This is a genomic window from Methanohalophilus mahii DSM 5219, from assembly GCF_000025865.1.
Taxonomy (GTDB): domain Archaea; phylum Halobacteriota; class Methanosarcinia; order Methanosarcinales; family Methanosarcinaceae; genus Methanohalophilus; species Methanohalophilus mahii.
This window is the reverse complement of the sequence record NC_014002.1, coordinates 686,360-711,355: the sequence shown is the minus strand read 5'-3', so window position 1 is coordinate 711,355 and position 24,996 is coordinate 686,360. Positions and strand designations below refer to the sequence as shown.

General features: G+C 42.9%; 24 protein-coding genes, 2 tRNA genes, 3 rRNA genes and 1 pseudogene. 13 read left to right on the top strand and 17 right to left on the bottom strand.

Features of this window, described 5'->3' with window-relative positions; translation table 11 throughout:
• Positions 1–3 precede the first annotated feature (3 nt).
• Positions 4–633: an endonuclease V gene (locus MMAH_RS03460; RefSeq protein WP_083774830.1), complete on the top strand. Its 630-nt coding sequence runs from the start codon at positions 4–6 to the stop codon at positions 631–633.
• 25 nt (positions 634–658) lie between these two features.
• Positions 659–1,252, top strand: a complete 594-nt coding sequence (locus MMAH_RS03455; RefSeq protein ID WP_013037151.1) for a DUF169 domain-containing protein — start codon at positions 659–661, stop codon at positions 1,250–1,252.
• Here the strand turns inward: MMAH_RS03455 and MMAH_RS03450 are convergent, their stop codons facing one another.
• The 3 genes from MMAH_RS03450 to MMAH_RS03440 form a co-directional block, all read right to left on the bottom strand.
• Positions 1,253–1,642, bottom strand: a complete 390-nt coding sequence (locus MMAH_RS03450; protein ID WP_013037150.1) for a DUF473 domain-containing protein — start codon at positions 1,640–1,642, stop codon at positions 1,253–1,255.
• Positions 1,643–1,647: 5 nt separating this feature from the next.
• Positions 1,648–2,391 (bottom strand): proteasome assembly chaperone family protein, encoded by a 744-nt coding sequence (locus MMAH_RS03445; RefSeq protein WP_048902103.1) that lies wholly within the window; start codon positions 2,389–2,391, stop codon positions 1,648–1,650.
• Positions 2,392–2,662: 271 nt separating this feature from the next.
• Positions 2,663–3,499: a F420-dependent methylenetetrahydromethanopterin dehydrogenase gene (locus MMAH_RS03440; protein ID WP_013037147.1), complete on the bottom strand. Its 837-nt coding sequence runs from the start codon at positions 3,497–3,499 to the stop codon at positions 2,663–2,665.
• A 173-nt stretch (positions 3,500–3,672) separates the two neighbouring features.
• Here MMAH_RS03440 and serB point away from each other — a divergent pair, with 173 nt between their 5' ends.
• Both serB and MMAH_RS03430 read left to right on the top strand, forming a co-directional pair.
• Positions 3,673–4,356, top strand: coding sequence for a phosphoserine phosphatase SerB (gene serB / locus MMAH_RS03435; protein WP_013037146.1), 684 nt, complete (start codon positions 3,673–3,675; stop codon positions 4,354–4,356).
• A 78-nt stretch (positions 4,357–4,434) separates the two neighbouring features.
• A complete protein-coding gene (locus MMAH_RS03430; RefSeq protein ID WP_013037145.1) occupies positions 4,435–5,289 on the top strand; it encodes a coiled-coil protein in 855 nt (284 codons plus the stop codon).
• Positions 5,290–5,334: 45 nt separating this feature from the next.
• On the opposite strand, the gene MMAH_RS03425 is transcribed toward MMAH_RS03430, so the two are convergent.
• From MMAH_RS03425 to tgtA, 4 genes are read right to left on the bottom strand one after another with little or no spacing between them, the layout of a single operon-like run.
• Complete coding sequence (locus MMAH_RS03425; RefSeq protein WP_157198685.1) at positions 5,335–6,468, bottom strand: radical SAM protein; 1,134 nt, start codon at positions 6,466–6,468, stop codon at positions 5,335–5,337.
• 11 nt (positions 6,469–6,479) lie between these two features.
• Positions 6,480–7,637: an NAD(P)/FAD-dependent oxidoreductase gene (locus MMAH_RS03420; RefSeq protein ID WP_013037143.1), complete on the bottom strand. Its 1,158-nt coding sequence runs from the start codon at positions 7,635–7,637 to the stop codon at positions 6,480–6,482.
• Positions 7,638–7,643: 6 nt separating this feature from the next.
• On the bottom strand, positions 7,644–8,585 hold the full coding sequence (locus MMAH_RS03415) for a UbiA prenyltransferase family protein (protein ID WP_013037142.1): 942 nt from the start codon (positions 8,583–8,585) through the stop codon (positions 7,644–7,646).
• Positions 8,586–8,633: 48 nt separating this feature from the next.
• Complete coding sequence (tgtA, locus tag MMAH_RS03410) at positions 8,634–10,109, bottom strand: tRNA guanosine(15) transglycosylase TgtA (protein WP_013037141.1); 1,476 nt, start codon at positions 10,107–10,109, stop codon at positions 8,634–8,636.
• A gap of 114 nt (positions 10,110–10,223) precedes the next feature.
• Here tgtA and MMAH_RS03405 point away from each other — a divergent pair, with 114 nt between their 5' ends.
• Positions 10,224–10,565, top strand: a complete 342-nt coding sequence (locus MMAH_RS03405) for an ArsR/SmtB family transcription factor (RefSeq protein ID WP_013037140.1) — start codon at positions 10,224–10,226, stop codon at positions 10,563–10,565.
• A 176-nt stretch (positions 10,566–10,741) separates the two neighbouring features.
• Here the strand turns inward: MMAH_RS03405 and rrf are convergent.
• From rrf to MMAH_RS10590, 6 genes are all read right to left on the bottom strand, one after another.
• Positions 10,742–10,863 (bottom strand): 5S ribosomal RNA (rrf, locus tag MMAH_RS03400).
• A 29-nt stretch (positions 10,864–10,892) separates the two neighbouring features.
• Positions 10,893–10,964 (bottom strand) — tRNA-Cys (locus MMAH_RS03395).
• Positions 10,965–11,078: 114 nt separating this feature from the next.
• Positions 11,079–14,001: ribosomal RNA gene (locus MMAH_RS03390) — 23S ribosomal RNA — on the bottom strand.
• 121 nt (positions 14,002–14,122) lie between these two features.
• Positions 14,123–14,195, bottom strand: a tRNA-Ala gene (locus MMAH_RS03385).
• Between the two features lie 86 nt (positions 14,196–14,281).
• Positions 14,282–15,756, bottom strand: a 16S ribosomal RNA gene (locus tag MMAH_RS03380).
• The 16S, 23S and 5S rRNA genes sit together here with 2 tRNA genes alongside, the layout of an rRNA operon.
• A gap of 304 nt (positions 15,757–16,060) precedes the next feature.
• Positions 16,061–16,207 (bottom strand): hypothetical protein, encoded by a 147-nt coding sequence (locus MMAH_RS10590; RefSeq protein WP_013037139.1) that lies wholly within the window; start codon positions 16,205–16,207, stop codon positions 16,061–16,063.
• Positions 16,208–16,441: 234 nt separating this feature from the next.
• On the opposite strand from MMAH_RS10590, the gene MMAH_RS03375 reads away from it, so the two are divergent.
• From MMAH_RS03375 to MMAH_RS03345, 7 genes and pseudogenes are all read left to right on the top strand, one after another.
• Positions 16,442–17,233 (top strand): serine protein kinase RIO, encoded by a 792-nt coding sequence (locus MMAH_RS03375; protein ID WP_013037138.1) that lies wholly within the window; start codon positions 16,442–16,444, stop codon positions 17,231–17,233.
• A gap of 16 nt (positions 17,234–17,249) precedes the next feature.
• The gene (locus tag MMAH_RS03370) at positions 17,250–17,786 is read left to right on the top strand and encodes a KH domain-containing protein (RefSeq protein ID WP_013037137.1); all 537 of its coding nucleotides are present in this window, start codon (positions 17,250–17,252) and stop codon (positions 17,784–17,786) included.
• A gap of 29 nt (positions 17,787–17,815) precedes the next feature.
• Positions 17,816–18,223 carry a fasciclin domain-containing protein gene (locus tag MMAH_RS03365; protein ID WP_013037136.1) on the top strand — a complete coding sequence of 136 codons (408 nt, stop codon included), beginning with the start codon at positions 17,816–17,818 and terminating at the stop codon, positions 18,221–18,223.
• 41 nt (positions 18,224–18,264) lie between these two features.
• Complete coding sequence (locus MMAH_RS03360) at positions 18,265–18,681, top strand: DUF1284 domain-containing protein (protein WP_013037135.1); 417 nt, start codon at positions 18,265–18,267, stop codon at positions 18,679–18,681.
• Between the two features lie 99 nt (positions 18,682–18,780).
• Positions 18,781–19,578, top strand: coding sequence for a mechanosensitive ion channel family protein (locus MMAH_RS03355; RefSeq protein WP_013037134.1), 798 nt, complete (start codon positions 18,781–18,783; stop codon positions 19,576–19,578).
• Between the two features lie 97 nt (positions 19,579–19,675).
• The gene (locus MMAH_RS03350) at positions 19,676–19,960 is read left to right on the top strand and encodes a YbjQ family protein (protein ID WP_013037133.1); all 285 of its coding nucleotides are present in this window, start codon (positions 19,676–19,678) and stop codon (positions 19,958–19,960) included.
• Between the two features lie 21 nt (positions 19,961–19,981).
• Positions 19,982–21,487, top strand: a pseudogene (locus tag MMAH_RS03345) (cryptochrome/photolyase family protein).
• Positions 21,488–21,489: 2 nt separating this feature from the next.
• Here the strand turns inward: MMAH_RS03345 and MMAH_RS03340 are convergent.
• Positions 21,490–22,485, bottom strand: coding sequence for a YbgA family protein (locus tag MMAH_RS03340; RefSeq protein WP_013037131.1), 996 nt, complete (start codon positions 22,483–22,485; stop codon positions 21,490–21,492).
• Positions 22,486–22,566: 81 nt separating this feature from the next.
• On the opposite strand from MMAH_RS03340, the gene MMAH_RS03335 reads away from it, so the two are divergent.
• On the top strand, positions 22,567–23,790 hold the full coding sequence (locus MMAH_RS03335; RefSeq protein WP_083774828.1) for a sodium:solute symporter family transporter: 1,224 nt from the start codon (positions 22,567–22,569) through the stop codon (positions 23,788–23,790).
• A 29-nt stretch (positions 23,791–23,819) separates the two neighbouring features.
• On the opposite strand, the gene MMAH_RS03330 is transcribed toward MMAH_RS03335, so the two are convergent.
• The 3 genes from MMAH_RS03330 to MMAH_RS03320 form a co-directional block, all read right to left on the bottom strand.
• A complete protein-coding gene (locus tag MMAH_RS03330) occupies positions 23,820–24,011 on the bottom strand; it encodes a type I restriction enzyme endonuclease domain-containing protein (RefSeq protein WP_245526247.1) in 192 nt (63 codons plus the stop codon).
• A gap of 189 nt (positions 24,012–24,200) precedes the next feature.
• Entirely contained in the window at positions 24,201–24,437 is a 237-nt protein-coding gene (locus tag MMAH_RS03325; RefSeq protein ID WP_013037128.1) for a type II toxin-antitoxin system HicB family antitoxin, read from the bottom strand.
• 100 nt (positions 24,438–24,537) lie between these two features.
• Positions 24,538–24,912: a PH domain-containing protein gene (locus MMAH_RS03320; RefSeq protein WP_013037127.1), complete on the bottom strand. Its 375-nt coding sequence runs from the start codon at positions 24,910–24,912 to the stop codon at positions 24,538–24,540.
• Positions 24,913–24,996 lie beyond the last annotated feature (84 nt).

The window sequence follows — 24,996 nt, the reverse complement described above, 5'->3', positions numbered from 1 at the left end:
AATCTGCAGGAAGAAATAGGCAGAAAGGTAGTCACCATTGATGGGTTTGAAAATATCAAACTTATTGGGGGTGCTGACTGCACCTACTTCAAAAATCTGGTGATATGCTGTATTGTCGTACTAAAATATCCCACAATGGAATTTGTCGAAAGGACATTTCATATCGGAAAGATAAGTTTTCCTTATATACCAGGGTATTTTTCATTTCGTGAGGGAGAAGGGACAATAAGAGCCTATCAAAAGCTCAGCAACAAACCTGACCTGCTTATGATCAATGCCTGTGGTGTCACCCATCCCGCAAACGCCGGATTTGCCTCTCATATTGGAGTGGTCCTGGATAAGCCCACGATCGGGATCACAAAAAGAATGTTTTGTGGCAGGGCAAAAATACCACAAAAAGAAAATGAAGCCCAGCCATTGTATGATGGAGGAAAACAAAGAGGTTGGCTCCTTAAAGTATTGTCCGAAACAAAACCAATCGTAATTACAGTCGGACATCGTACATCCATCAAAAGTTGTCTGGAAATAACAATAAAGTGCCTGAAAGGAAGCAAAATGCCTGAACCATTAAGACTTGCTCATCGATGTGCAGGAGAAGAGAAAAAGAAATGGGGTAAAAGCAGTGGTACATGATTGGTTGAAAAACATAAAGGACATTATGGATGAAGGAAATCCGGTTTGTATTACTTTCCAGAACAGTACGAAAGGGGACGTATCAGAGAAACTCTTCTGCGAAATTATTACGGATGCAAGATATGGAAAACAATCCCTGATTACGGCACAAAGATGCAGAGTTGGCAAATTCATCCTTAATAAAAATAGACAACCTCCGGCTGAATACTATTTCAATTCCGGTAGATACGCATCATACGAAATCGCAGAAAATGCGGTCCTTTCCCTCTGCCGGCTGGAAAAGGAATACGGGACTTTGAAAATTGAACCTTTGTCAAAAAAAAGTACAAAATTTGATATTTGTATTCTGTACCTGAAACCGGAAAAAGCAATGCGAATCATCCAGGCGATGGCCTATTACAACGGAACTCCAGCAGATATTCAAACAATAGGCGCAGCTTCTGTATGCAGTGATTGTGTAGCAGGGACCCTGAATAAAGGAATAAGCCTGTCTTTTGGCTGCAAAGGATCCAGAAAACACAGCAAGTATAGTAGTGAAGAAGTACCTATCGGAATACGCTATGACATGCTGGAAAAAGTAGAAAAGGCACTGGGAATTATCCCGGGTACCTTTGATTGATCAACGGGCATCATAGAAAGACATTTCTTCGGCGTCAACCAGTGTAATCTGCCCAATCTGATTGGAGAGCACTTTCCTCACCCTTGCCACACATTTAGATTTCAGCTGGATACGTATCATGGTCATTTCTCTTTCCTCGTAAAAATTATCCGTACCATTAATTATACGATGTGTAGAAACCTGATGTTTCATCAGTTTTACAATAATACCCTTTGTGCCTGCAGTCAAATCCTGTGTACTTGTAGAAGTAAGGAAAATATTTTCTCCTACATTTAGATTCAGTGTCGTGAAAAAATTATGAGGACTTCTAATCTCAATAGTCCTTAAGCCATGATTCTTAAGATCTGTAACTACATCGTGAGAGATTCCGGTTAAAGCAACATATTCCATTTATATCACCCATACATCGGGAACTCTTTCCTGGTGGAAGAAGGCTGTTCGGTGGTCCGCACATCTTCTGCTAGTTTTTGCATCTCAACTTCAATCTTTTCGGCCTGCTCGATGAGACTTTCCGTATCTATTGAGTAATCAAACAGGTCATTTAGTATTTTTATCACAGCTGCAGCGGCTCTTGGATCCGGATTCTGGGTTTGTGTAGCTCCCAGAAGACTGATAGCAGGAAGTTTACGCATAAAGCATTCCGCCATAATACTGCCGGATATACCCGATATTGTACCCATCTGGAAGATTTCCACTTTTTCTTTTATGCGCTCCAGCATTTCCTCAGTTGTAGCAGCACCGAACACAAGGGGTTCTTCACTCGCGGTAGCAATTCCGGCAATTGAAATAATTTCCTTTACATTTACCGACTGAGCCCAATCAACAAGGGCCTTACTTACATCATAGGAAACAGAAGGATTAATGGGGATATCCGACACAACCATTATCAGATTGAGATCCGGATTTTCATATATCCTTACAGGCATATTGATTACTCCTTCATAGAGAACTGCTATGGGAGGGAAATAACGAGATTCTATGGAACCTATATATTCCATATCGAGTTCTTCAATTATTTGCTGACTTGCAATATTACCCACAAGCCCGATACCAGGGAACCCTTCAATTAAAAGAGGCTCTTCGGATTTTACTTTCTCTGTGATAATATGTACATCACTTTTGTAATCTGTTTCCGACAAAAAACCACCTGCGTTTAAAAATCTAATATAAACTATACCAACTAGCATAGTATATGTTTATACTAATAGATAAGTCCTGCCCGAAATGAAACATATAGAAATATATTATTTCTTTTCTTTTAGGTTTATATTCTCTTTTTGCTGCTGTGACATCAATATCGCAGATTTTAAGAAAAAGGCTGTTAAAAGCACTGCCATTACAAAGACAACTAGTGCAATGATAACAATTGTCAGTGGATCCATGTTTTAAAAATGAGAAAAGAAAGTGAGTTCACACTTTCTGTGGTTTTTCATAAAGTTTTGTTTTCTGAAGCTGGAAACCTTTCTTGGAATGAGGCTGCCTGAACACAGAATCATTGGCTTTCTCGATTTCCCTGGCTTCAATTGCAAGTTGGGAGGCTGCACGCATGAGTTCATGGCCTGTTGCGGCAGTAAGGGTGACATCTTCAATCTCTTTAAGGATAAAGCAGGCTGGCATGTTTACTTCAGCAACCTTACTTGCCATGTGGAGGGCTGCAAGACCTTTTGCTTTAGCATAAGGATTATTGAAACCAGCACGTTCAATGCATTTCTGTGGTTTTGCAAGAATGTGTGGAAGTTCAAGGTCTGCACCAGATTTGCCTTCATCGACCTGAGCAGTTACTGCATCCAGTTCTTCCTGAAGAAGCCTGACAACACCACAAGTGGAAAGGACCTTCATTGCATCAGAGTTAAAAGAAGCCATTTCAACAGCATCCAAGAACTCTGTCTTGGCACCGATAAGAGGATCAACGGTCATTATAATGTAACCGAAACCTGCATCCTCAAGAGCCTGTCTGTCATCTTTCTTGGTAGGTCCGTCAGAGACAACAATACATGGATAATCCTTCCATAACTCACGGGCAGATTTGGGACCCGGTGCACTTGCATTGGGACTGATCATTACAACAAAGTCAGGGTCCCATGCCTTCAATTCTTCAGTAGAAGCTGCTGTTTCTTTGTCCATTTTGGGGCCAGTACCAAATACGCGGGTGGTGATACCTTCCCTGGCTGCAATTTCATCCTGTACAAGGTCAATTACCTGGCTCATACCCAAGTTACCCAATTTGATAAATCCTACTTTTACCATAATAATCACAGAGGGAAAATAACTACGTAGCATATATTATTTTTGGAATTACACATAACAGTACTAAATTGTTAAACAAGACTGGGAATAGCAGATCTTTTTATCCGAAAAAGTTAAAAGCAATGTGACTAATCTACAGCCATATTTCCTACATACCTCTATTATTATCTCAAATGATCAGGTTTGATGAAGTGACTTTAGCCAGCAATTCTAACAGAAAATTTTCTAAACTGATTATTTTTGATATGGACAGCACCCTAATAGATGCTGAGTGTATCGATGAGCTTGCACTTGCTGCAGGAGTGGCAGACAAAGTTTCACAGATTACAGATCGCACAATGAGAGGAGAACTGGACTACAACCTGGCTCTTCTGGAAAGAGTGAAGCTTCTTAAAGGTCTGGAAATAACAAAGGCAACGGAAGCGGTTGAAAAGATCGAACTGATGCCTGGTGCAAAAGAACTCCTCGAGCATGTACAATCACTTGGATACAAAACTGCAATGTTATCCGGAGGATTTACACTTTCCTCTGACAGGGTTGCAAAATTACTCAACATCGATTACGTATATGCCAACACTCTAGAGGTGAAAAATGGATATCTGACAGGTGTAGTGTCTGGCCCCATGACACAAAACCTTTCAAAGGAATTTGCCTTTGAAGAAATTGCCAGAAAGAATGGCTTCCTGCCCGAAGATTGTATCGTGGTAGGAGATGGGGCAAATGATGTCTGTATATTTAAGAGAGCAGGTTATTCAATCGCATTCAATCCAAAACCAATTCTCCATCAACATGCAGATGTCATAATTTCGAAGAAAGACCTTAGGGCCTTAATCTCCGTGATTGATTCACTACAATAAAGTGAATCCTGAAGTATCGTGCATTAGAAATGCATGAAATGCCAGCTACATTTGCTGGACCGGGAGGATATATCGAACATGCAAAAAGAACTGAAAGACAAAAGGAAAGATCTGAGGGACGCCTCTGAAGAACACAAGAATAAACGTAATGAACTTAATGCACAGGCAAGTACACTTGCATCAAACCGCAATGAGCTCAACAAAAGGACCAAAGATCTTATCAATGAAGCACAGGAATACAAAAAACTTCGTGATGAAAACAACGAAAAAGTCCAGGAATTCAAGGACCTTCGTGATAAGACCAATGAGAAGGCAAATGAACTTTTTGGAAAAGTTGATGAGCTCAGAAGTGCCAATAATCTTACTGGACCATCCCTGAAAGAGATTCGCAAGGATATCGACAGACTGGAATTCTCACAGCAGACCGAAGTGCTTACACCATCAAAAGAAAAGGAACTGGTCAACAAGATATCCGAACTCAGGAAACTTTACGATACAAAGAAAAAGCAAATTGAAAGTAACACTGAGCTAAATGATCTGCTTACGGAAGCACAGGAAATCAGGGAAGAGGCTTCCGGCTACCATTCAACCCTTTCTGAATATGCTCAGAAAGCTCAGGAATATCATGACAAGATGATTACCACTTTCAAAGAAGCGGATAAGATACGCGCGGAATCCGATACTGCACATAAAGAGTTTGTACAAATCCAGGAAAAAGCAGATGAACAGCACAAGGCTTTCATTGCAGCTCAGAAGGAAATCCGGGATATTGACAAAGAACTTCGCAAACTCAAGAAGAAAGATGGTGGCAAGAAAGGCGCAGATATGGAAGAAGTCCGTAAGGATGCCGAGGATATATTTGATAAGTTCAAATCCGGCGAGAAACTTACTACAGAAAACCTCATGACTCTCCAGAAGTCCGGTCTTCTATAAGAATGAAAATGATGATCAGGGGAAACCCTGATTATATTTTATATATTATTTAAGGACGTATTGATTTCTGTAATTATCATCCCGCATAAGGCAGGTTTTTGCTTTATAGACAGAATCTTTCCGGATTCTATCCCATATTCTACTTATTTTTTCTTCATGTATGTTACCCACCGAAATTGGTATGCATGCACATGGACTGACATTTCCTTCAGGAGTTATATGTAACCATTTTTTACCCGCAAAGCATCCCATTTTGCGCAATACATGAGGAACCGAAAATACACGAGGTCCATCCATATTGTTTGAACGCTCAATAAAATCATTGAATTTTTGCATGCCTCTGGATGAGAGAAGATCATCCTTATGGTCAAACCATCGACCCGTGGGCACGATCTCAAAAAAGGTGATCTCATGTACACCCATGTCCTTTGCAAGTTGGTAGAAATCGTCCAGCTCATCGATATTCGAAGGAGAAATTACAACATAGATATTTATCATTAATCCGACATCAAGGGCATTCTCTATAGCAGATATAGCAGCCCTGTAAACACCTGTCCTGCCACGCATCCTGTCATGGTTTGCTTCAAATGCACTATCCAGACTGACACTGAGCATATTCAGACCTGCTTCTTTTAATGCCAGGGCTTTTGCAAAATCCAGACCCACACCTGAAGTAAACATGCCGCTTATTGCCTTCTCATTATCAACATAGTTAATGAGATCTTCAAGTCCATTATATAGCAGAGGCTCGCCCCCATCAAAAATAATTAAAGTTGAACCTATTTCCAGACACTGATCGATAGCATTTTTTACAATCTCAGGAGAAAGAGATGTCCTGTTATTTGTATCGGGTAGTGCACAATGCAGACACCTGTTAGGACATTCCTCAGTGATAGAAATTGTCACCTGTTCTGGAACCATTTTCCCCCTCATATATCCCATCTGACTGGAAACCAACCTGTCAAAAGCCCTTCCAGGGATTGGAGGCATCCAGGTGGAAAATACAAGAGAGTCACCATTTACAAGAGCAGGCTTGGAACCATCGAACATATACAGCATATCTGATAGCAGCGGTTTCACTGCTTTTGATGCAAGACCTGAAGTATGCATATTGACATGTCCGTTTTCAACAGTCGCATAAACCTTGAAGAAGGGATTTGTATAAAAATCGTATTTCATGGTACCACACATCACCTGTTTCTCAGGAATGCACTGAATCCAAGAAGTGATGAAGGTTTCCTTTTGAACATGAAAAGAGATACCTGTAATGCTTTTTGAAGCGAGGAACCCTGAAGGAAGGACAAATTCTCTTGCTTGAAAAGTTCCATCATATCATCGATCTCCCTGTCATCCATTTTGCGGAGCGTTTCAAGTGCCATTCTGCCCAAATAATACTCAGTCCTGTATTCCTTTGCCCACATACGTGAATAACGGGACAGGAAACGAGCAGAGGTATTTACCTCCTGTATACTTTCAGCAGCAACTTTTCCACACATTTTGCCACCGTGTATGGAATAGCCAATGCCGGATTGTCCGGATGCTCCTCCTGTCAGCATAATACCATCAGCAACCATCTGGTTTGGAATAGTAGCGATAGGGTCTCCTCCGGTTTTCACTTCACCTATGCTTAAGTTTGACAAACCCTTCATCCGCTTGAATTTATCCACCCACCTATCAAAAAAGGAAGATACATCCCTACCATGCCTTCTTACATAGACACCCAGGGTTGCCCTGTCACCCCCACAGGGAGAATAAGTTGATTTCCATCCGGGAGCCACGCTTCCCACGAAATATTCAAACATGTCCGGCTCACCGATCCCATCGCCTTCTACCTCTGCCTCCATAGCCCAACCTATATCATCCGGATGTTTCATTGCAGAAAGGCCACAAAGAGAAGCAAGTTTGGAATTGATCCCATCTGAGATGATTACAAGTTTTGAATCGAAGATACCCTGCGAAGTACTCACAGAAACACCATCATCATTTTTCAATACATTATATGCTTCAACTGACGTTGCAATATCAACACCTGAATCTCTGGTTTTTTTTATGTAGTGTCGGTCAAATGCAGGGCGGTCCAGAAAATAAGCGGGACTTTCGACTTCCACATAGGATCCGGAAGGGGCAACAATGTTAGCACCTCTTAAATTTTTGAGGACATATGAATCATCCACACTCTCCCCGGCCCTGTCAAACATTCCTTTAAAAAAAGTGTTAGCAGGATGTGTGTTTTCACCCAATACTTCTTGTTTGTCCAGTAAAAGGACATCCAAACCCTGCTCTGATACTTCCCTGGAAGCAGCTAAGCCGGCAGGAGAAGCACCAACTACAATGACATCAGCATCCATTATAAATCACCATAGAATATTCACATAACCCTCAGAAACTATAGACAGGATTACATCAATTATCAGGGAGCCAAACATTACGCCCCTGTAACGAGAACCCTGAAGGAAAAGCATTCCACCTCTTTCAGGCAGAGGATTTTTGATAAAATCAACGGACTGAATAATCATCCATAGCCCCGCAAGAATTGCCCCTGTGAAAAAAATCGGACCAAGTTGTGCAGTCCAACCTATTATGAGAGAAGAAATTACACCTATAATCCAACAGCCAGTCACCAATTTAGATGTTGCATACACACCAAATACTACAGGGAATGTAGGAGCACCTTTAGCCCGGTCACCTTCCACATCCCTGGACACGCCGGAAAGAGTGAAACCCCAATCAGTTACACACATCATAATTCCCAGGAAAATCCCGGGTAGGGGAAGAATAGAAGTATCCGTACCCTTTAAAATTCCCGCGGGATCAAAAGCAAGCCAAATACCAATCGGCACAAGCCCGTATGCAATACCCACTGGTACAAAACTTAAGTAGGTAGATCTTTTAGCAAATTTTGAATATATGCTTATAGTACTAACTGCTATCACAAGTACCACAAAAGACTCGGGATTCAGGTACAGGGCTGCTATTGATGCAATCACTACAAGAATAAAGGCATATTTTAGCCCCTGTTCCTGAGTGAGAGTGGAAGATGCAATGGGCCTTTCGGGCAGATTGATCTTATCTATATCAATATCACAGCAGTCATTGAACACATAAGAACTTGTTATAGCAGCATAACCACCAATAATTGCAATAATGAAAGGCAAAACAGAAGGTAGGTTTCCGGCATACATATATGATGCAAGCAATGCACTTGCTGCCGGCAGGGCAAGATCCATATCAGCTATTTCAGGTCTGAGTAGTTCCAGATAGGGGTTGCGGGACTTTGATCCAGTTGTAGATACCAAGTAAATCACCCAGGATAAGATTCAAATCCGTGATTTCTGTCAGTTTAGTTAAAGATTTTCATTGGGCATTTCATCTAAAGGAATGGCGATCTTCTTGAGATTTTCATAAAGTGAATGAACAGTGTACTGTTCAGGGAGATTCAAATAGAATACTCCATTCCTGTTTTTATTAATGAGTTCTATTACGTTTTGTAACGCCACACCTATTGCACCTGGATCCATTTCGCCAGGGATTTCCGCATTGAAAGGATATACTTCAGAGAGTTCAACAGGATATGCTCCAAACGGAGGTTTGAAATTCAGGACGTGATCATAAGTTGCTTCGCCTTTCACAGATTTCGAGCGTATGAGAATTTTACCATTCAGATTAAAGCGGCCAATTCTTTCTTTAAATCGCACAACTTCCGGCCTTTTTGAAGATTCGGGTCCGGTATAGAAGAAAGTGGATTTGGAAAACGGATCAAGTCTTTCAAGCCATGGGGTGTACTTGTATAATCTTTTAAGAGCTGACAACATTGAAGGATGGCTCCTGCACCGCTGTTCAACTAGCTCTAACAAATTACCTTCCCTTATTGCCTGCTTGATGTTGCGAATTTCTGCAAATGTCACATATAAATTGTGTCTTGCAAGTAATTCCTTGGAGTTGGAAGCGGATTTAATTTCCGATGCGGTATGAGCAGAACACACCGGACAATTACATGGAAGATATTGAAGATCTTTGAGATGAGTGGTCCCGGCAACAGTTATATAGCGTCCTGCTTTTGCATATAGGGCATAAGCTGCTGAATCAAATAAGTCACATCCCATTGATACAGCAAGAGCAAACATCATTGGATGACCGGCACCAAATAGATGGACCGGTTTTACGGGATCAAGACCTTTTTTAGAAGAAATAACAATATCAACCAGTTCCGCATAACGGTAGGATTCCATGAGTGGAACCACAGCTCCGATAGGATATACATCAAAGGCATATTTTGAAAGAGATTTGGCACTGTGGACCCTGAGGTCCAGATGAGTGGAGCCCTGTACAGGACCCGCCAAAAGCATATCGTCCGTTACTATTTCTCTGGCTGCAATCACTCTTTCAAGAGTAGTTTCAAGTTCTTCTTCTGCCCTTTTATAAGAGACATCAGGAGGAGTTGGAATGTCAAGGGGAACTGCAATATCAGAACCAATGTTTTTTTGGAACTCTATAATCTGCTCATTCGTTACTTCAACATCCCCATAAACGGATAGTTGAAAGGAACCTGAATCTGTCATGATCGGACCATCAAAATCCAGAAGATGATGCAGACCTTTTTCCAATGCTACTTTTCTGAGTACTTCCTTACGGGAAATGATATATGAATTTGTAATAAGTATTTGTGCACCAAACTGGTGCATTTCAGAAGAGGGTATTGTGTTTATATTGGGATTTATCACTGGCATAACCGTTGGTGTTTCAACAACACCATGTGGTGTATGCAGTCTACCAATACGGCCAGCTGCGTCTTTTTGCAGTATTTCGAATACAGCGGTCATGGGAGCAATAAATACCGGTGATAGTATATATGTGTATTTGAATGGTAATGGAAAAATGTGTAAAGGAGGAAGACAATATATCCCAGTTCAGTATTTATTGTAGCAGGTGAAAAAATGATTATTCCCGAACCCATAAAATGCGAAATAGAATATAAGGGAGGAGTGGACAACCTTTATAAAAAAATGCCTCCTGAAGATGAATTAAAGCGATGGAGTGAGATTCACCATGCATTATCATCCCCACTCAGGTTGAAAATATTATATATGGTAGCCAGCCAACCCCTTTGTGTATGCATTATAAAGCATATTCTGAAAGTATCTGATTCAAAGTTATCATACCACCTTTCAATATTAAGTGGAAGTGGTATTATTAAAGGAACCAGAGAAGGAAATTGGATAATATATAGTGCTACTGAAGAAGGTAAACAGATGATTGAAGGAATATCAGGCAAATAAACCATATTCCTTTATTGAATTCATTCAATCTATCTTTTACTCTTCACCCATCATTACCTCAACATAATTATCGTTGTAGAATTTGAGACATAATATCGATTTCTCTAACATATTAATAATTGCAGGACATATATTGAAAAAGTGCGAATTGAGAAAAGGTAAGTATCAATAAGTTGAGTCAGCAGCGATGTATAGTTCCCAAAGGCTCTCGCACTTTAGTACCGTATACAACGCTGGCAGGCTTATCTTCTGTGTTCGGGATGGGTACAGGAGTTACCCTGCCGCTATGGCCGCTGTACTCAACTTATATGAGATGGAATTGATGAAAGCCAAGGCCCGGATTCGAACCGGGATGGAATCGCTCTGCAGGCGATTGCGTAGCCGCTCCGCCACCTTGGCACATGGGTCATGTGCGAAGCGTGATTCTATGACGCAACCGTCATAAACTTTGCGTTTCATCGGACCGTGTATTTTGTTATGATTACATACCTGATTTCGCCTGGAATAAGCAATTGGAAGCGGCACGGATTATTAGTAACCGCGGACTTAACACCTCGTTTCCTTAGTGCTTACATCCCGATCCTATTAAACCGGTCTTTTACCGGTATCCTTACAGTGGTCTCTTTTCAGGTTGGATTTCGAGCTTAGATGCTTTCAGCTCTTATTCTTTGGCGCGTAGCTGCTCGGCACTGCCTTGTCAGACAACCGATCGACCAGAGACGCCGTTGCCCTGTTCCTCTCGTACTAAGAGCAACTTACCTTCAGACCACATACACCTCTAGTAGATAGTAACCGACCTGTCTCACGACGGTCTAAACCCAGCTCACGATCTCCTTTAATAGGCGAACAACCTCACCCTTGGCCGCTGCTGCACGGCCAGGATGGAAAGAACCGACATCGAGGTAGCAAGCTGCCGGGTCGATATGTGCTCTTGCCGGCAACGACACAATTATCCCCGGGGTAACTTTTCTGTCAGCTTTAGCCCGCATCAAGCAGGACATAAAGGTTCGCTAGAACCGACTTTCGTCTCGCGATCCATTGCTATGCTAAATCGCGTCAGGCTGACTTATGCTCTTGCACTCTTCAGCAGGTTTCCGACCCACTTGAGTCAACCATTGCGCGCCCTTGATATCTTTTCAAGGGCGTCCCGCCCCAGGCAAACTGCCCACCTATCGGGGTCCTCCTTTTCGGAGTTAGGGTCGCGACTTCAGAAGGGTAGTGTCCCATTGTTGGCTCCACCCATGCTGGCGCACGGGCTTCGATGCCTCCTACCTACACTGTACATCCGAAATCACAACCCAACGACAGGCTGCAGTAAAGCTCCACGGGGTCTTCACTTCCCCCTAGAGGTCTCTAGACTTTGCACTAGAATGTAAGCTTCACCGGATTCTGGCTAGGGACAGTAGAGCTCTCATTGATCCATTCATGCGAGTCGCCAATTAAGCGACAAGGTACTACGCTACCTTAAGAGGGTCATAGTTACCCCCGCCGTTTACGGGCCCTTCTTTCCGTTGGACCGAAGTTTCAGGTACCCGCACTGGGCAGGATTCAGAGATCGTACTAGCCCTTTCGGGTTTGCGATCTCCTATGTTGGTATTAGACAGTTAGAGCTCCCTGGTCACTGCGACCTGCCATCTTCATGGCAGGCACTCCTTCTCCCGAAGTTACGGAGCCAATTTGCCGAATTCCCTTAGCCAGATTAATTCCGACACGCCTTAGCCTTTTCAGCTAGGGGCACCAGTGTCAGATCTTGGTACGGTCGTTTAGCTTCCTTTTCACGGGTCCCGGGGTGCAGTTGACTTTCGCAATAACATATTCGCCCGCTTCTCGCCATTACGGCTCTCCACGGGTTTCGATGCTTAGACAGCGCGACAACGCTGCTCAACCTGCCCTGAGACGTTGGTTTTAATGCTAAACGGTACAGGAATATTAACCTGTTTCCCTTTTGGCGTACTCGAATTACGGTACGTCTTAGGACCGACTAACCCTCGGCTGACGATCATTGCCGAGGAAACCTGGCCCCTTCGGCGGTCAGGATTCTCACCTGACTATGCTGCTACTATTACCAGGATTTTCGTTTCCGTACGGTCCACAGGACTTCACAACCCTGCTTCTGCCCGAACGCAACGCCTTCCTACAAGATTACCTTTCGGTACTCCGTGGTATCGGTGGTCGACTTGAGCCCCGTCCATTTTCGGGGCCCCAGACCTCGACTGGTGGGCTGTTACGCACTCTTTAAAGGGTAGCTGCTTCTAAGCTAACCTTCCAGCTGTTTAGGGCCTGGGACACCCTTTATCTTTAACACTTAGTCGACACTTAGGGACCTTAACCACGGGCTGGGTTCTCTCCCTTACGGACTACAAGCTTACCCCAGTAGCCCGGACTCCAACTTTCTTAGACGACGGTAGTTTTGGAGTTTGACAGGGGAGCGAGGGATTTCTCCCCCGGGATCCCCAATCAGTGCTCTACACCACCGACTATCTCCGGTTAGGTCATGCTACGACATGTTTTGGAAGGAACCAGCTGATGCCGGGTTTGATTAGCCTTTCACTCCAAGACGCAGGTCACACGAACGATTTGCAGGTCAGTACCGCTTGCGGTCCTCCACGTAGCTTTCGCCACGCTTCAACCTGCCCACGCCTAGATCACCCGGCTTCGGGTCGTATTCCAATGACTCCACGCACTTGTATACGCCGCATCTTGCCCGAAGGCTGCATGCTTGTTGCTTTCGCTTCGGCTCCCCTCTCGGTTAGCCTTCGCCATTGAAATACACTCCCTGGCCCGTTCTTCAAAACGTAAGATATGACATCGGCAACGAAACTCGTACACCAGCCTCGCGACTGTTTCCTTCATTTCGCAGATCCTTTCATGCCATATCGTTCCATAACCAACAGGTTTCAGGCACTTTGAACCTCCCTTTTTGGGGTACTTTTCAGTTTTCGGTCACCCTACTAGTTCACTATCGGTCTCAAGAGATATTTAGTTTTGGAAGTTGATGCCTCCCGGGTTCCCGCGCGATATCCAACGCACGGTACTCTGGAACAATTCCAGATCCGTTCACTTAGTCCTACGTGACTATCACACTCTATGGTTTGACGTTCCAGTCAAATTCGGGGTCAGTGAGAAAGGATCCTTGGAAAAGTCCTACCACACCACATTTCCCTTCTGTTTCCAGAGGGATTCGGTTTGAACTGTGCCGTGTTCACTCGCCGTTACTAGCGGCATCTCTTCGATTTCTTTTCCGGTTCCTACTAAGATGTTTCAATTCGGAACGTTCCCGATCATTACTGATCGACCATTTAAGGTCAAGAGGTCTCATTAGGAGATCCTCGGTTCATAGGCTTCATGCGCCTAGCCGAGGCATATCGCAGCTTGACACGTCCTTCATCGGTCCTTGAGCCGAGCCATTCACCTGCTGGCATAAATGCCATTATCCGTTTGCTTACTCCAGTAAGCGTCAGGTATGCAACTTATACACGATCTCATCGTGCTCTCCTTGGTCAGAAAGAGCACATCCATCCTTCCCGGGCAAAATTACTTGCCTGGTGCATTAAATATGGACTTGCTGGGATTCGAACCCAGGGCCTCTGCCTTGCAAAGGCAGCGATCTTCCAACTGATCTACAAGCCCTTGGTTTCCCAACGTTGTTGGATTATATGATATAATATGATTGCAATGACAGTTTTTCGGTTTCTGATCGAAAGTTTTTTTTGCTTAGGAGGTGATCCAGCCGCAGATTCCCCTACGGCTACCTTGTTACGACTTAACCCCCCTTGCGAAATTTAGGTTCGAACGCAGCACTAAGTCCGCGCCCTCACCCATACCTCACTCGGGTGGTTTGACGGGCGGTGTGTGCAAGGAGCAGGGACGTATTCACCGCGCTATATTGAAACGCGATTACTACGGATTCCAGCTTCATGAGGGCGGGTTTCAGCCCTCAATTCGAACTACGGCTGGGTTTATGAGATTACCGTCACTTTTCAGTGTAGGAGCCCATTGTCCCAACCATTGTAGCCCGCGTGTAGCCCGGGAGATTCGGGGCATACTGACCTACCGTAGCCCGCACCTTCCTCCGATTTAGCATCGGCGGTCCCCACAGAGTACCCATCATCCCGAAGGATATGCTGGCAACAGTGGGCACGGGTCTCGCTCGTTGCCTGACTTAACAGGATGCTTCACAGTACGAACTGACGACGGCCATGCACCTCCTCTCAGCGATTCAGGTAAAGTCTTTAGCTTGACCTACATATTGCTGTCGCCCCCGGTGAGTTGTCCGGCGTTGAGTCCAATTAAACCGCAGGCTCCACCCGTTGTAGTGCTCCCCCGCCAATTCCTTTAAGTTTCAGCCTTGCGGCCGTACTTCCCAGGTGGCTCGCTTCACGGCTTCCCTGCGGCACCTGAAACGGTCGCACCATTCCAGACACCTAGCGAGCATCGTTTACGGCTGGGACTACCCGGGTATCTAATCCGGTTCGTGCCCCCAGCTTTCGTCCCTCACCGTCGGACCCGTTCTGGTAAGACGCCTTCGCCACTGGTGGTCCCACAGGGATTACAAGATTTCACTCCTACCCCTGTAGTACCTCTTACCTCTCCCGGTCCCAAGTCTAACAGTATCCCCCGGAAGCCTAACAGTTGAGCTGTCAGATTTCCCGGAAGACTGATTAAACCGGCTACGGACCCTTTAGACCCAATAATAGTGATTACCACTCGGGCCGCCGGTGTTACCGCGGCGGCTGGCACCGGTCTTGCCCGGCCCTTGCTATCACATGCTATTTACACATGTGGACAGCCAGCATTGTATGCTGGCACTCGGTGTCCCCTTATCGCGGTTTCCCGCAGTGTAAAGGTTTCGCGCCTGCTGCGCCCCGTAGGGCCTGGATTAATGTCTCAGAATCCATCTCCGGGCTCTTGCTCTCACAACCCGTACCCGTCGTTGGCTAGTAGGTACTCTAGACCCACTACAACCTGATAGGCCGCAGACCCATCCTTGGGCGACGGATCTTTAAATCACAAAGCATTCCAGCATGTGTGATCTATTCAGAATTATCCCCAGTTTCCCGGGGTTATGCTGAACCCAAGGGCAGATTGTCCACGTGTTACTGAGCAGTCCGCTATGTTCACGAAGAACATTTAACTAGCATGGCTTAGTCGAACACCGATAGCAGTAACCTCTGGCAGGATCAACCAGAATTATGTTAAATTTCTAGCACACCTTTGAAGGTTAAAGGAAATTGTTGGCAGGGTACCTGTTAAACAACATGGATGCTGATTAAAGGCCCTGCACAGTGAATTCTTAATAACTAACGATCAGAATTCACCGAACTGCCATTGCGTGTGTCAGACAGAATTGTTATCTCCTGTCTCCATTTGATTAATGTGAAGGTGATTATGTTTCCAAGCGCGTTATGCGCGGGAACTCATGAATATTGCTTTTGATATATAAACCTTGTTATCCGGCAGAGCCGGAACATGTCACACGACAAACCAGCATGGGTTTACGCATGAAACAGGTCACCAATCCTGTGCCATTCACAGGACACATATATACGCACTGAACGCATATAAGCATTTGCATTATCAATTTCTACCGAACAAACAGGTATCAAGCAGATGCAAACAGTGAATGCTACATCTACACCCATTCATTGAGCGAGACTCCTACATATGTTCACTCGTATTAATAGGTATCGTACAAACAAATATTGAAATGAATTGTGGAGAACGGCAAAAAAACAAATCATTCATTAATGGAACGCATAAATAGAATGAAGAACATATCAAACTGGCATATTTCAAAACACAATACGAAAATGTACAAAAATAAAATATCACAAGAGTAAATACAGGGAACTATGTATTGAGAAGATGTGGCCAGCATGGTAAAAAAATCAAAAGATATAAGGAAACTTGACACAGATGTCGATAAATTGCGCATCAGACGCAAAGACAGTGAGGACCTGAAAGTAAAGGAAAATGTATTTGATGAAGCCACCCTCAAAGCTCTTTATGACCTGGCAAGGAAAGGTGTGATAGAAAGTCTCGGTGGATCCATCAGCACCGGTAAGGAGGCAAATGTGTTCCTTGCAGAAGGTAAAGACAAAAATGTTGCACTCAAAATATACCGCATATCTTCAAGCACTTTTAATTCCATGGATGAATACATACGTGGAGACCCACGTTTTAGCAATATACGCCACAAGAAAAAAGACATCATATATGCATGGACAAAAAAAGAGTACCGCAATCTTATGCGTGCCAGAGAATGTGGCATAGCCGCCCCCAGACCAATACATACCCACAAAAACATACTTGCCATGGAATTTATCGGAGAAGGAGACAAACCCTACCCTCTTCTAAAGGAAGTAAAAATTAGTGAACAATCTGCACAAACAATTTTTGAGACCATTATACATTACATAAAAATACTTTATAATGAAGCAAAACTAGTACATGGAGACCTTAGCGAATACAATATTTTGCTTGATCCATCTACCCTTGAACCATATCTCATAGACATGGGGCAATCTGTAACACTTGAGCATCCATCGGCAAATGAATTTCTAAAACGAGATATCAAAAACCTTGTCCGCCACTTCAAGAAATACGGCATACAACCCGACGAAGAAGAACTTTTAAGGATAATTACCGAAAAACAAAGAAACAAGTAAACAGAGGTTGAAAATCATGACGCATTTAAAAATACCAAAAGATAGAATTGGTGCAATCATCGGTCCAAAGGGCCAGACTAAAAAATTCATAGAAGAAAAATCATCTTCACAACTCAACATCGACAGTGAAAACGGGAGCGTGGAAGTCATACAGGGAGATGATCCCGTAGGAACTCTCAGAGCCATCGAAACAATCAAAGCCATTGGAAGAGGATTCAATCCTGAAAAAACAATACCAATGCTGGACGATGATCTGCTGATGCTAGAGGTTATTGATCTTTCAAAATATGCATCTACAAATAAGGAAATGACTCGCCTAAAGGGCAGGATTATAGGCAAAGGAGGTAAAACTCGCGAAATTGCTGAAAATCTCATCGGAGTGAAAATCTCAATCTATGGAAAAACAGTCAGTTTCATAGGATACCCGGAGCAAATCCAAATTATGAGAACTGCAGTTGAAATGCTCATAGAAGGAGCAAATCATGGCCCTGTGTACAGTTTCCTTGAGAAAAAACACAAAGAATTGATGCAAGCTCATCTGGATTCCTATTAATCAGACAAAATTAGCCACAGGAGACAAGAATGGAATCAAAGGACCTTATCCAAACCGCAAAAGACATGGGAGAATTTCCCACCCTCCTAAAAGCAGCCAAAGCACTTGACCTTATGGAAAAGTATTCCACAGAAGGGCCTTACACCATTTTTGCCCCAGTGGAAAGTGCTTTTGAACCCATTCCCGAATCAGTAATAGACGATACCTTCAAAGATCTTGATTATCTTAGAGATATTATTAATTACCATATAGTAGAAGGAAAATACAGCAGTGAAGACCTCCGCAAACAGGCAACATTAACTACGCTAGGTGGCAACAAACTGAGGTTGCGGGAAAACGACGGGAAAATATTTGTGGAAAATACGCCACTCCTTAAACCTGATATCGAATGCAGCAATGGAATCATACATTCCATAGGAGACATTCTTGTACCCTAATAGTACTCATTTTCCATTAATTTTTTTAGATGTGGATAAAAATGCAAATTCGGGCACACCATATATTTTGCATCCAGGGCTTTGTCGGGAAGGGTTATTCTGAACAATTTATAGAGAATATGGAAAACATTATTGAAAAACTAAACCGCTGCGATCCCCTGATAGAGGTCACAAATGCTCCGGATTGCATTTGCACCGCCTGCCCCAGACTGGAAATCATTGATTCACAAAGCACAAATGATAAGATAAGTCTTATTGGTTGTGAAGTCGAAACAGAAGTCAAAATGCTCGACAGAAAAGTAGCCGATGCTCTTGAAATTGATTTTGGAGAACATTATCGGTACAGTGAGCTTCTTAAAAAACTGAAATACATCGATGAAGAAAAGTTCGATAATATTTGTTCTGGATGCCAGTGGTACAGTCTCGGATACTGCAAAAAAAGAATCATTGGAATATAATACAAAATATGCCTTCAAGCGCCAATCCAAACATCTGTTTTATATACATAATGCCCCCATTTTCTTTGTAGAGTTAAAACTTGATTCAAGGAGGATAGAATGGCAGAAATGTTTCAATTCAACAACCTTACAGTATGGGACATCGGGGCGGCTCTGGTAGTACTGGTTGCAGGCTATATCATTGCCCGCATCCTGACAGGTATGTTTAAAGACAGTATCTCCAGAACAAAATTACCTTCCCTTGTGATCGATTTCCTGGCAAGATTTTTCAGCATTCTACTCTATGTTATTGTAATCCTTGCCACACTATCCACATTGAATTTTGATGTCGGACCTGTAGTCCTGGGATTATCAGCCGTGATTGGATTGATCCTTGGATTCGGGATGCAGGATACGCTTACAAATCTGGGTGCAGGAATATGGATTGCTGCACTGCGGCCCATAGATAAAAATGAATACGTAGAAATAAACGGTATATCAGGGACTGTTTCGGGCGTTGGGATTATGGCCACCGAACTTCTTGCACCCGATAACAAATTCATCACCATTCCTAATAAGCTTGTTTGGGGAAACCCGATTATCAATGCAACACGCCTGCCCACCAGAAGGGTAAGTGTTGATGTAGGAATAAGTTACAGTTCCAATATAGACAGGGCCATTGAAATTGCCATTGAGACGATGAAATCTCACACCAAAGTACTGTCAGACCCTGCCCCCGCCGTAATGACAACCGAACTTGCAGATTCCTCTGTAAACCTGCAGCTTCGTGCCTGGACAAAAACAGGGGATTTCTGGGATGTAAAGAAAGAACTCACAGAAAATATATTCAAAGCCTACAGAGAACTTGGAATCGAAATTCCATTTCCACAACTGGATGTCCATCTTGAAAAAGAGTAAGGACATAATACCTTTTTTATTTTTAAATAGAAAATCCGGTGATAAGAATATTGTCATGGAGGTGCGATCTTGATAATAACCACTACTGAAATCGTTGATGAAAAACAACAAAAAAATCCTTGGTATCGTGATGGGAAATACGGTACAATCGAGACATATCGGTAGCGATATAGGGGCAGCTCTGAAGAATGTAGCCGGAGGGGAACTTAAAGGTTATTCAAAGATGCTCAAAACATCCAGGGATGAAGCAATGCAACGCATGGTTGAAGAAGCAGAAAAACTAGATGCCGATGCAATAGTTAACATGCGGTTCACAACATCCCAGACAATGGCCGATGCTGCCGATATCCTTGCATACGGAACTGCGGTGAAATTCATCTAACCTAAAAGAGAAGTTGTAGACATGAAAGGCATATGGATCATAGGAGACCAGCTTTTTAGTCAAAATCCGATGATAAGAAACCTATCAAATGCCCCTATCATAATGATAGAATATACCGGCTTTGCTCTTGCACGCCCATACCACAAACAAAAGCTGATTCTTGTATAGTCTGCAATGCGCCACTATGCCGAAAAACTCCGGAATAGGGGAGCAGATATAACCTACATAAAGACAGCAGAACTGGAAAAATCCTTATCCAGATGGATAAAAAAGAAGGGAATAGATGAACTTAATATTGCAGAGCCTGCGAATATAACCCTCAAAGAATATCTTGGGAAACTCAATATAGATTGCAAAATCGTATTCGTGGATAATAAACAATTCATATGGAGTATTCCGGAATTTAACACATGGGCCAGCTCACGCAAAAACCTCATCATGGAAGATTTTTACAGAACAGGTCGCAAAAATAGTGAAATCCTGCTTGAAAAAGATGGCAAACCCTCTGGAGGAAAATGGAATCTAGATCGAGAAAATCGCAAACTTCCACCTAAAAATGGATTTCAGAAAAAACCACCCCAACATATAAAATTTTCACCTGATAAGATCACTAAAGAGATTATAGCAGAAGTTGAAAGAAGCGAATATCCTACATACGGAAAAGGAAAAGATTTCAATTTAGCTGTAACACATGAAGATGCGCAAAAAGCACTCGACTTCTTTATAGAAGAAAAACTCTCAAATTTTGGACCCTATCAGGACATAATGCTTACGGGTGACAATGTGCTCTGGCATTCGATTTTATCCCCCTACCTGAACCTCGGGCTTCTACATCCCCTAAATGTAATCAAAAAGGCCGAGCTGGCTTATTACCAAAAAAATCTCCCCCTAAACAGCATCGAAGGATTCATCCGGCAAATACTTGGATGGCGCGAATACATGCATTGCATTTACAAATACACAGGGGATAAATACCTAAAAAGTAACTGGTTTGATCATGAAAGGGAATTACCCGACATTTACTGGTACCCCGAAAGAACATCAATGAACTGTATGGCCAGCGTCATTGAAGAGGTACTTAACACAGGGTATGCACACCATATACAGAGACTTATGATACTGAGCAACTTTGCATTGCTTGCAGAAGTAAATCCTGCAAAGGTAAAGAACTGGTTTCATGCAGCTTTCATAGATGCATATGACTGGGTTATGCAACCCAATGTTATAGGAATGGGACAATTTGCAGACGGAGGGATCCTTGCTACAAAACCCTATATCTCTTCTGCAAACTATATCAACAAAATGAGTGATTACTGTCAGAACTGCACCTATAACCACAACCATCGAACCGGTGAAGATGCCTGTCCCTTTAATTACCTTTATTGGGCATTTCTTCACAAGAATAATGAAAAACTTAGGGACATAGGCCGTATGAAACTCATTTTAAAAAACCTGGACAGGATAAATAAAAAGGAACTTAAGCAAATAATGACACATGCAGATGATTTCCTTAAATCCCTTAAATAATATTAAAAATGAAAATGTTCCCAATAATCCTTATCCCTTCCAGGGTCCACTTCCATTTTCAGATCCGCAGGATAGGGTTCGAAAAACCTAGAAAAAACGGATGTATCTGAAGCAAATTTGCCGACAAAGAATTTCAGCATTTCAAGAACTGTCTCCACCCCCACAAGGTTGCGGGAATAGAGATCAATTACATCGTTAAAGAGAAAGTCGTCTTCAGCAGTTGCCTGTTCCTTGAAACCCTCATAGATGTTCTGTGCGGCATTGACATAGGATTCCGAAAATGGATGATTGGAAAAAATGTCCTTAAGCAGTGAAAAATATTCCTCTGAAACCTCATTGAAAGCAGCCTCTTCAGCCCCCTCAAGAAGAGAAGTCATTTTGTTTGATAGCGGTTGGCTGTAAAGCATGAAAAGATGGTGATAACGGCGATTGTATTCTACCAATTGCTCCATGTTACCAGAATCCAAGGCTCCCCTGAAGTCCGCAAAAGCAAAAAGACGAGTAAGAAAATCATGCCTGATACGTACATTACGCAACCTGTCATCCTCTTCAAGGGGATAACCACTATAGCGTTTCAGAATCTTGTCTGCAAAGAAGCCACTGCCCCTTTCAATTACACCGGCATTACTTAATCCACCATAAACCTTGATATCACGAATACCAATTGTTGGAGACTTGGACTTAAAAATGAAACCATCCACCTCCACAAGTTCCCCAAGGAAAGAATCTGTGAATTCATCCATTTTTTCAGTTACATCATTTCCTGTTTTGGGTTGTACAAGCCGATATTCACCTTTGATCTTTACAATCCTCAATGTATCCCTTGGAACCCCGAGACCGATGTCCACTTCCGGACATACTTTAATGAAATCCACAAACGGTTCAAGGTCCCGCACTGCCTGACAGTGAATCACTTGCCCATCATAACGTACTTTTTCAAATTCAAGGCACCTGCTTACAAGCACAATTGGCTGGGGAAAGGATATTTGCAGTATCATAATATAATATTGAGAGATGTAAGCATAAATCACTTTTGATATGTATTCAGTGGGCCACTGAATTATTAGCAAAGGAACTATATACCGAAAAATGGATTTAATTTCAGGAAACTTATCCCAATAATACTCCTCACAGCCCTCCTGCTGACTCTGCCGGTATATTTTGAAAATCGTTTCAGGGATAAGAGCAAACTTTTGAGGACTATTTCTGCCCTGTTTATCCTTATATTCTTCCTGTTCTATACTTCATCAGGGTTTGTTGCAGGAGGTAAACTTTTCAGCACGGTTTTTGGAGTTGAGTACTTTACTGCCCTCACAATAGGCGTACTTGTAATTATTTCCTATACTTTCCTTGGAGGATTCATGGCTGTATGTTGGACCGACTTTTTCCAGGGCTTACTCATGGTCCTGGCCATCACAATCGTACCTTTTGCAGCAATGAACGGTCTGGGTGGCATCTCATCAACTGTTGATATAATCAGAACCATTGACCCGAGCCTGCTGACCCCATTCACAGGTTCTGATGGCAGCCTGATTTCCCTGATAAGTGTAGTATCCCTGCTGGCATGGGGTTTTGGATATTTTGGCCAGCCCCATATACTAGTACGTTTCATGGCCATCAATGACCCGGAGGAAATCAAACAATCCCGAGCAATCGCCATAACCTGGGTCACCATCTCTCTGGCTTTCGCAGTTATTGTTGGTCTTGTGGGAAGGGCTTATGTGCCGGAATTCCTGGCAGGCGCATCAAGTGAAACCGTGTTCATGGTAATGGTAAACAGCCTGTTCCACCCGATAATTGCCGGAATTATGCTGGCAGCCATCCTTGCGGCTATAATGAGTACCGCTGATTCCCAGTTACTTGTGGCGGCATCCGCATTTACAGAGGATATATACAGGCTGGTCTTCAAGTCAGATGCCACCCAGAAAGAACTCGTATGGATGGGACGTATCACAGTAATCGGAATATCTCTTCTTGCCTATTATTTTGCCCTGGACCCGGCAAGCTCTGTCCTTGACCTGGTGGCTTATGCCTGGGCAGGGTTCGGTGCGGCATTTGGGCCAGCCATTATTTTCTCCCTGTTCTCCAGGAAGGTTACAAGAAATGCAGTCCTTGGAGGGATGATCTCAGGCGGTGTCATGGTAATCCTGTGGAAACAGCTATCCGGAGGAATATTTGATCTTTACGAGATCGTTCCGGGATTTATCCTTTCCAGCATTGTGATCCTGTTGATCACAAAAATGGACCGTGAACCTGCCTCGGAGATACAGGAAGAGTTCGAAAGAGTTCAGCAATCAGCCTGAACTCTTTTTTATGAAGTTTTATTTGCAATTTAGGTGGCAGAAACTGCAACATCCCGACATACGACCTCTGCCTGTTCCAGTATATTACGGGTTGCTATCTTTTGTTTGTATAGTGGATAACCGTATTTTTTGAGCAGTCTCTTTATACTTACCCGCATTTTAGCCTGCACGTTTTTGCGCAGGGTCCAGTCAATGGTAGCATTCTGACGGATTACTACCAATTCGGTACAAATTGGTAGTTTTTGGTAATTCAAACAGATTACAGGTTTTAAAGGTAAAAGGAAGGACCCCCTTCTATGGGAAAAACATGAATCCAAATTCAAGGTTTTAATATAAATTTACCAAAAAATAATGATAATCAGCCAATAGAAGAAGTTCAATGAGATTTTCTAGGATTAGAGGATATTGTCTTAAGAATCATAAAAATGGAAATGGTTGGCTGTTCTGTCACTTGCAACATCAACCTTTGTAAATTCCCCGAGAACCTTGGTATCCCCTATTACATCAAGCACCAGTTCGATGGCTTCCCAGATATTCTCAAGGGCTTCTGTCTTTGTGTCACCTTCACTTATAGCCGCGGGCAGTTCCAGACAGCGGGCCGTGTAACCACACTCTTCTGCGACTTCAAGAACAACTGTATATTCCATATTTAATCACCGGTGTTTCTGGTATATTTAACTTGGATATGCTGATTTGACTGCACCGACGGTATTGGCTATTCAGTTATATTTTGATTTTTAGTAAAAATCAACCAAGCACATGAGTGGACAATATTTTCTGCAAATCGTATATGTCCACCTTTTTGTTAAAGGACTTTTCAATTGGCTGCGGATCATTGCCAACCCATATATTAAGTTCTGCATCCAGATCGAAATGACCTGATGTCTCAATACTATATTTTGTGATTTTACCATAGGGAATGGACAGATAACTCCTTTTCTTGCCCGTCATGCCCTGGATATCCACGATAACTAACCGCTTATTTGTGAAAATAAACGTATCCCGGATAACAACAAAGCCAATTTCTATTGTTTCCCCGTCACACATAAATTGTCCATAATCCGATTCCAATTTATCAGGTTCAACGACACCTGCATTACCAAAAATACCCGAAAGACCCATACGATCACTACTCCATCCTTTATAATTAAACAGTAATAATAAATATACTAATACAGATATAAACCTATCCAATTATTTCACAGG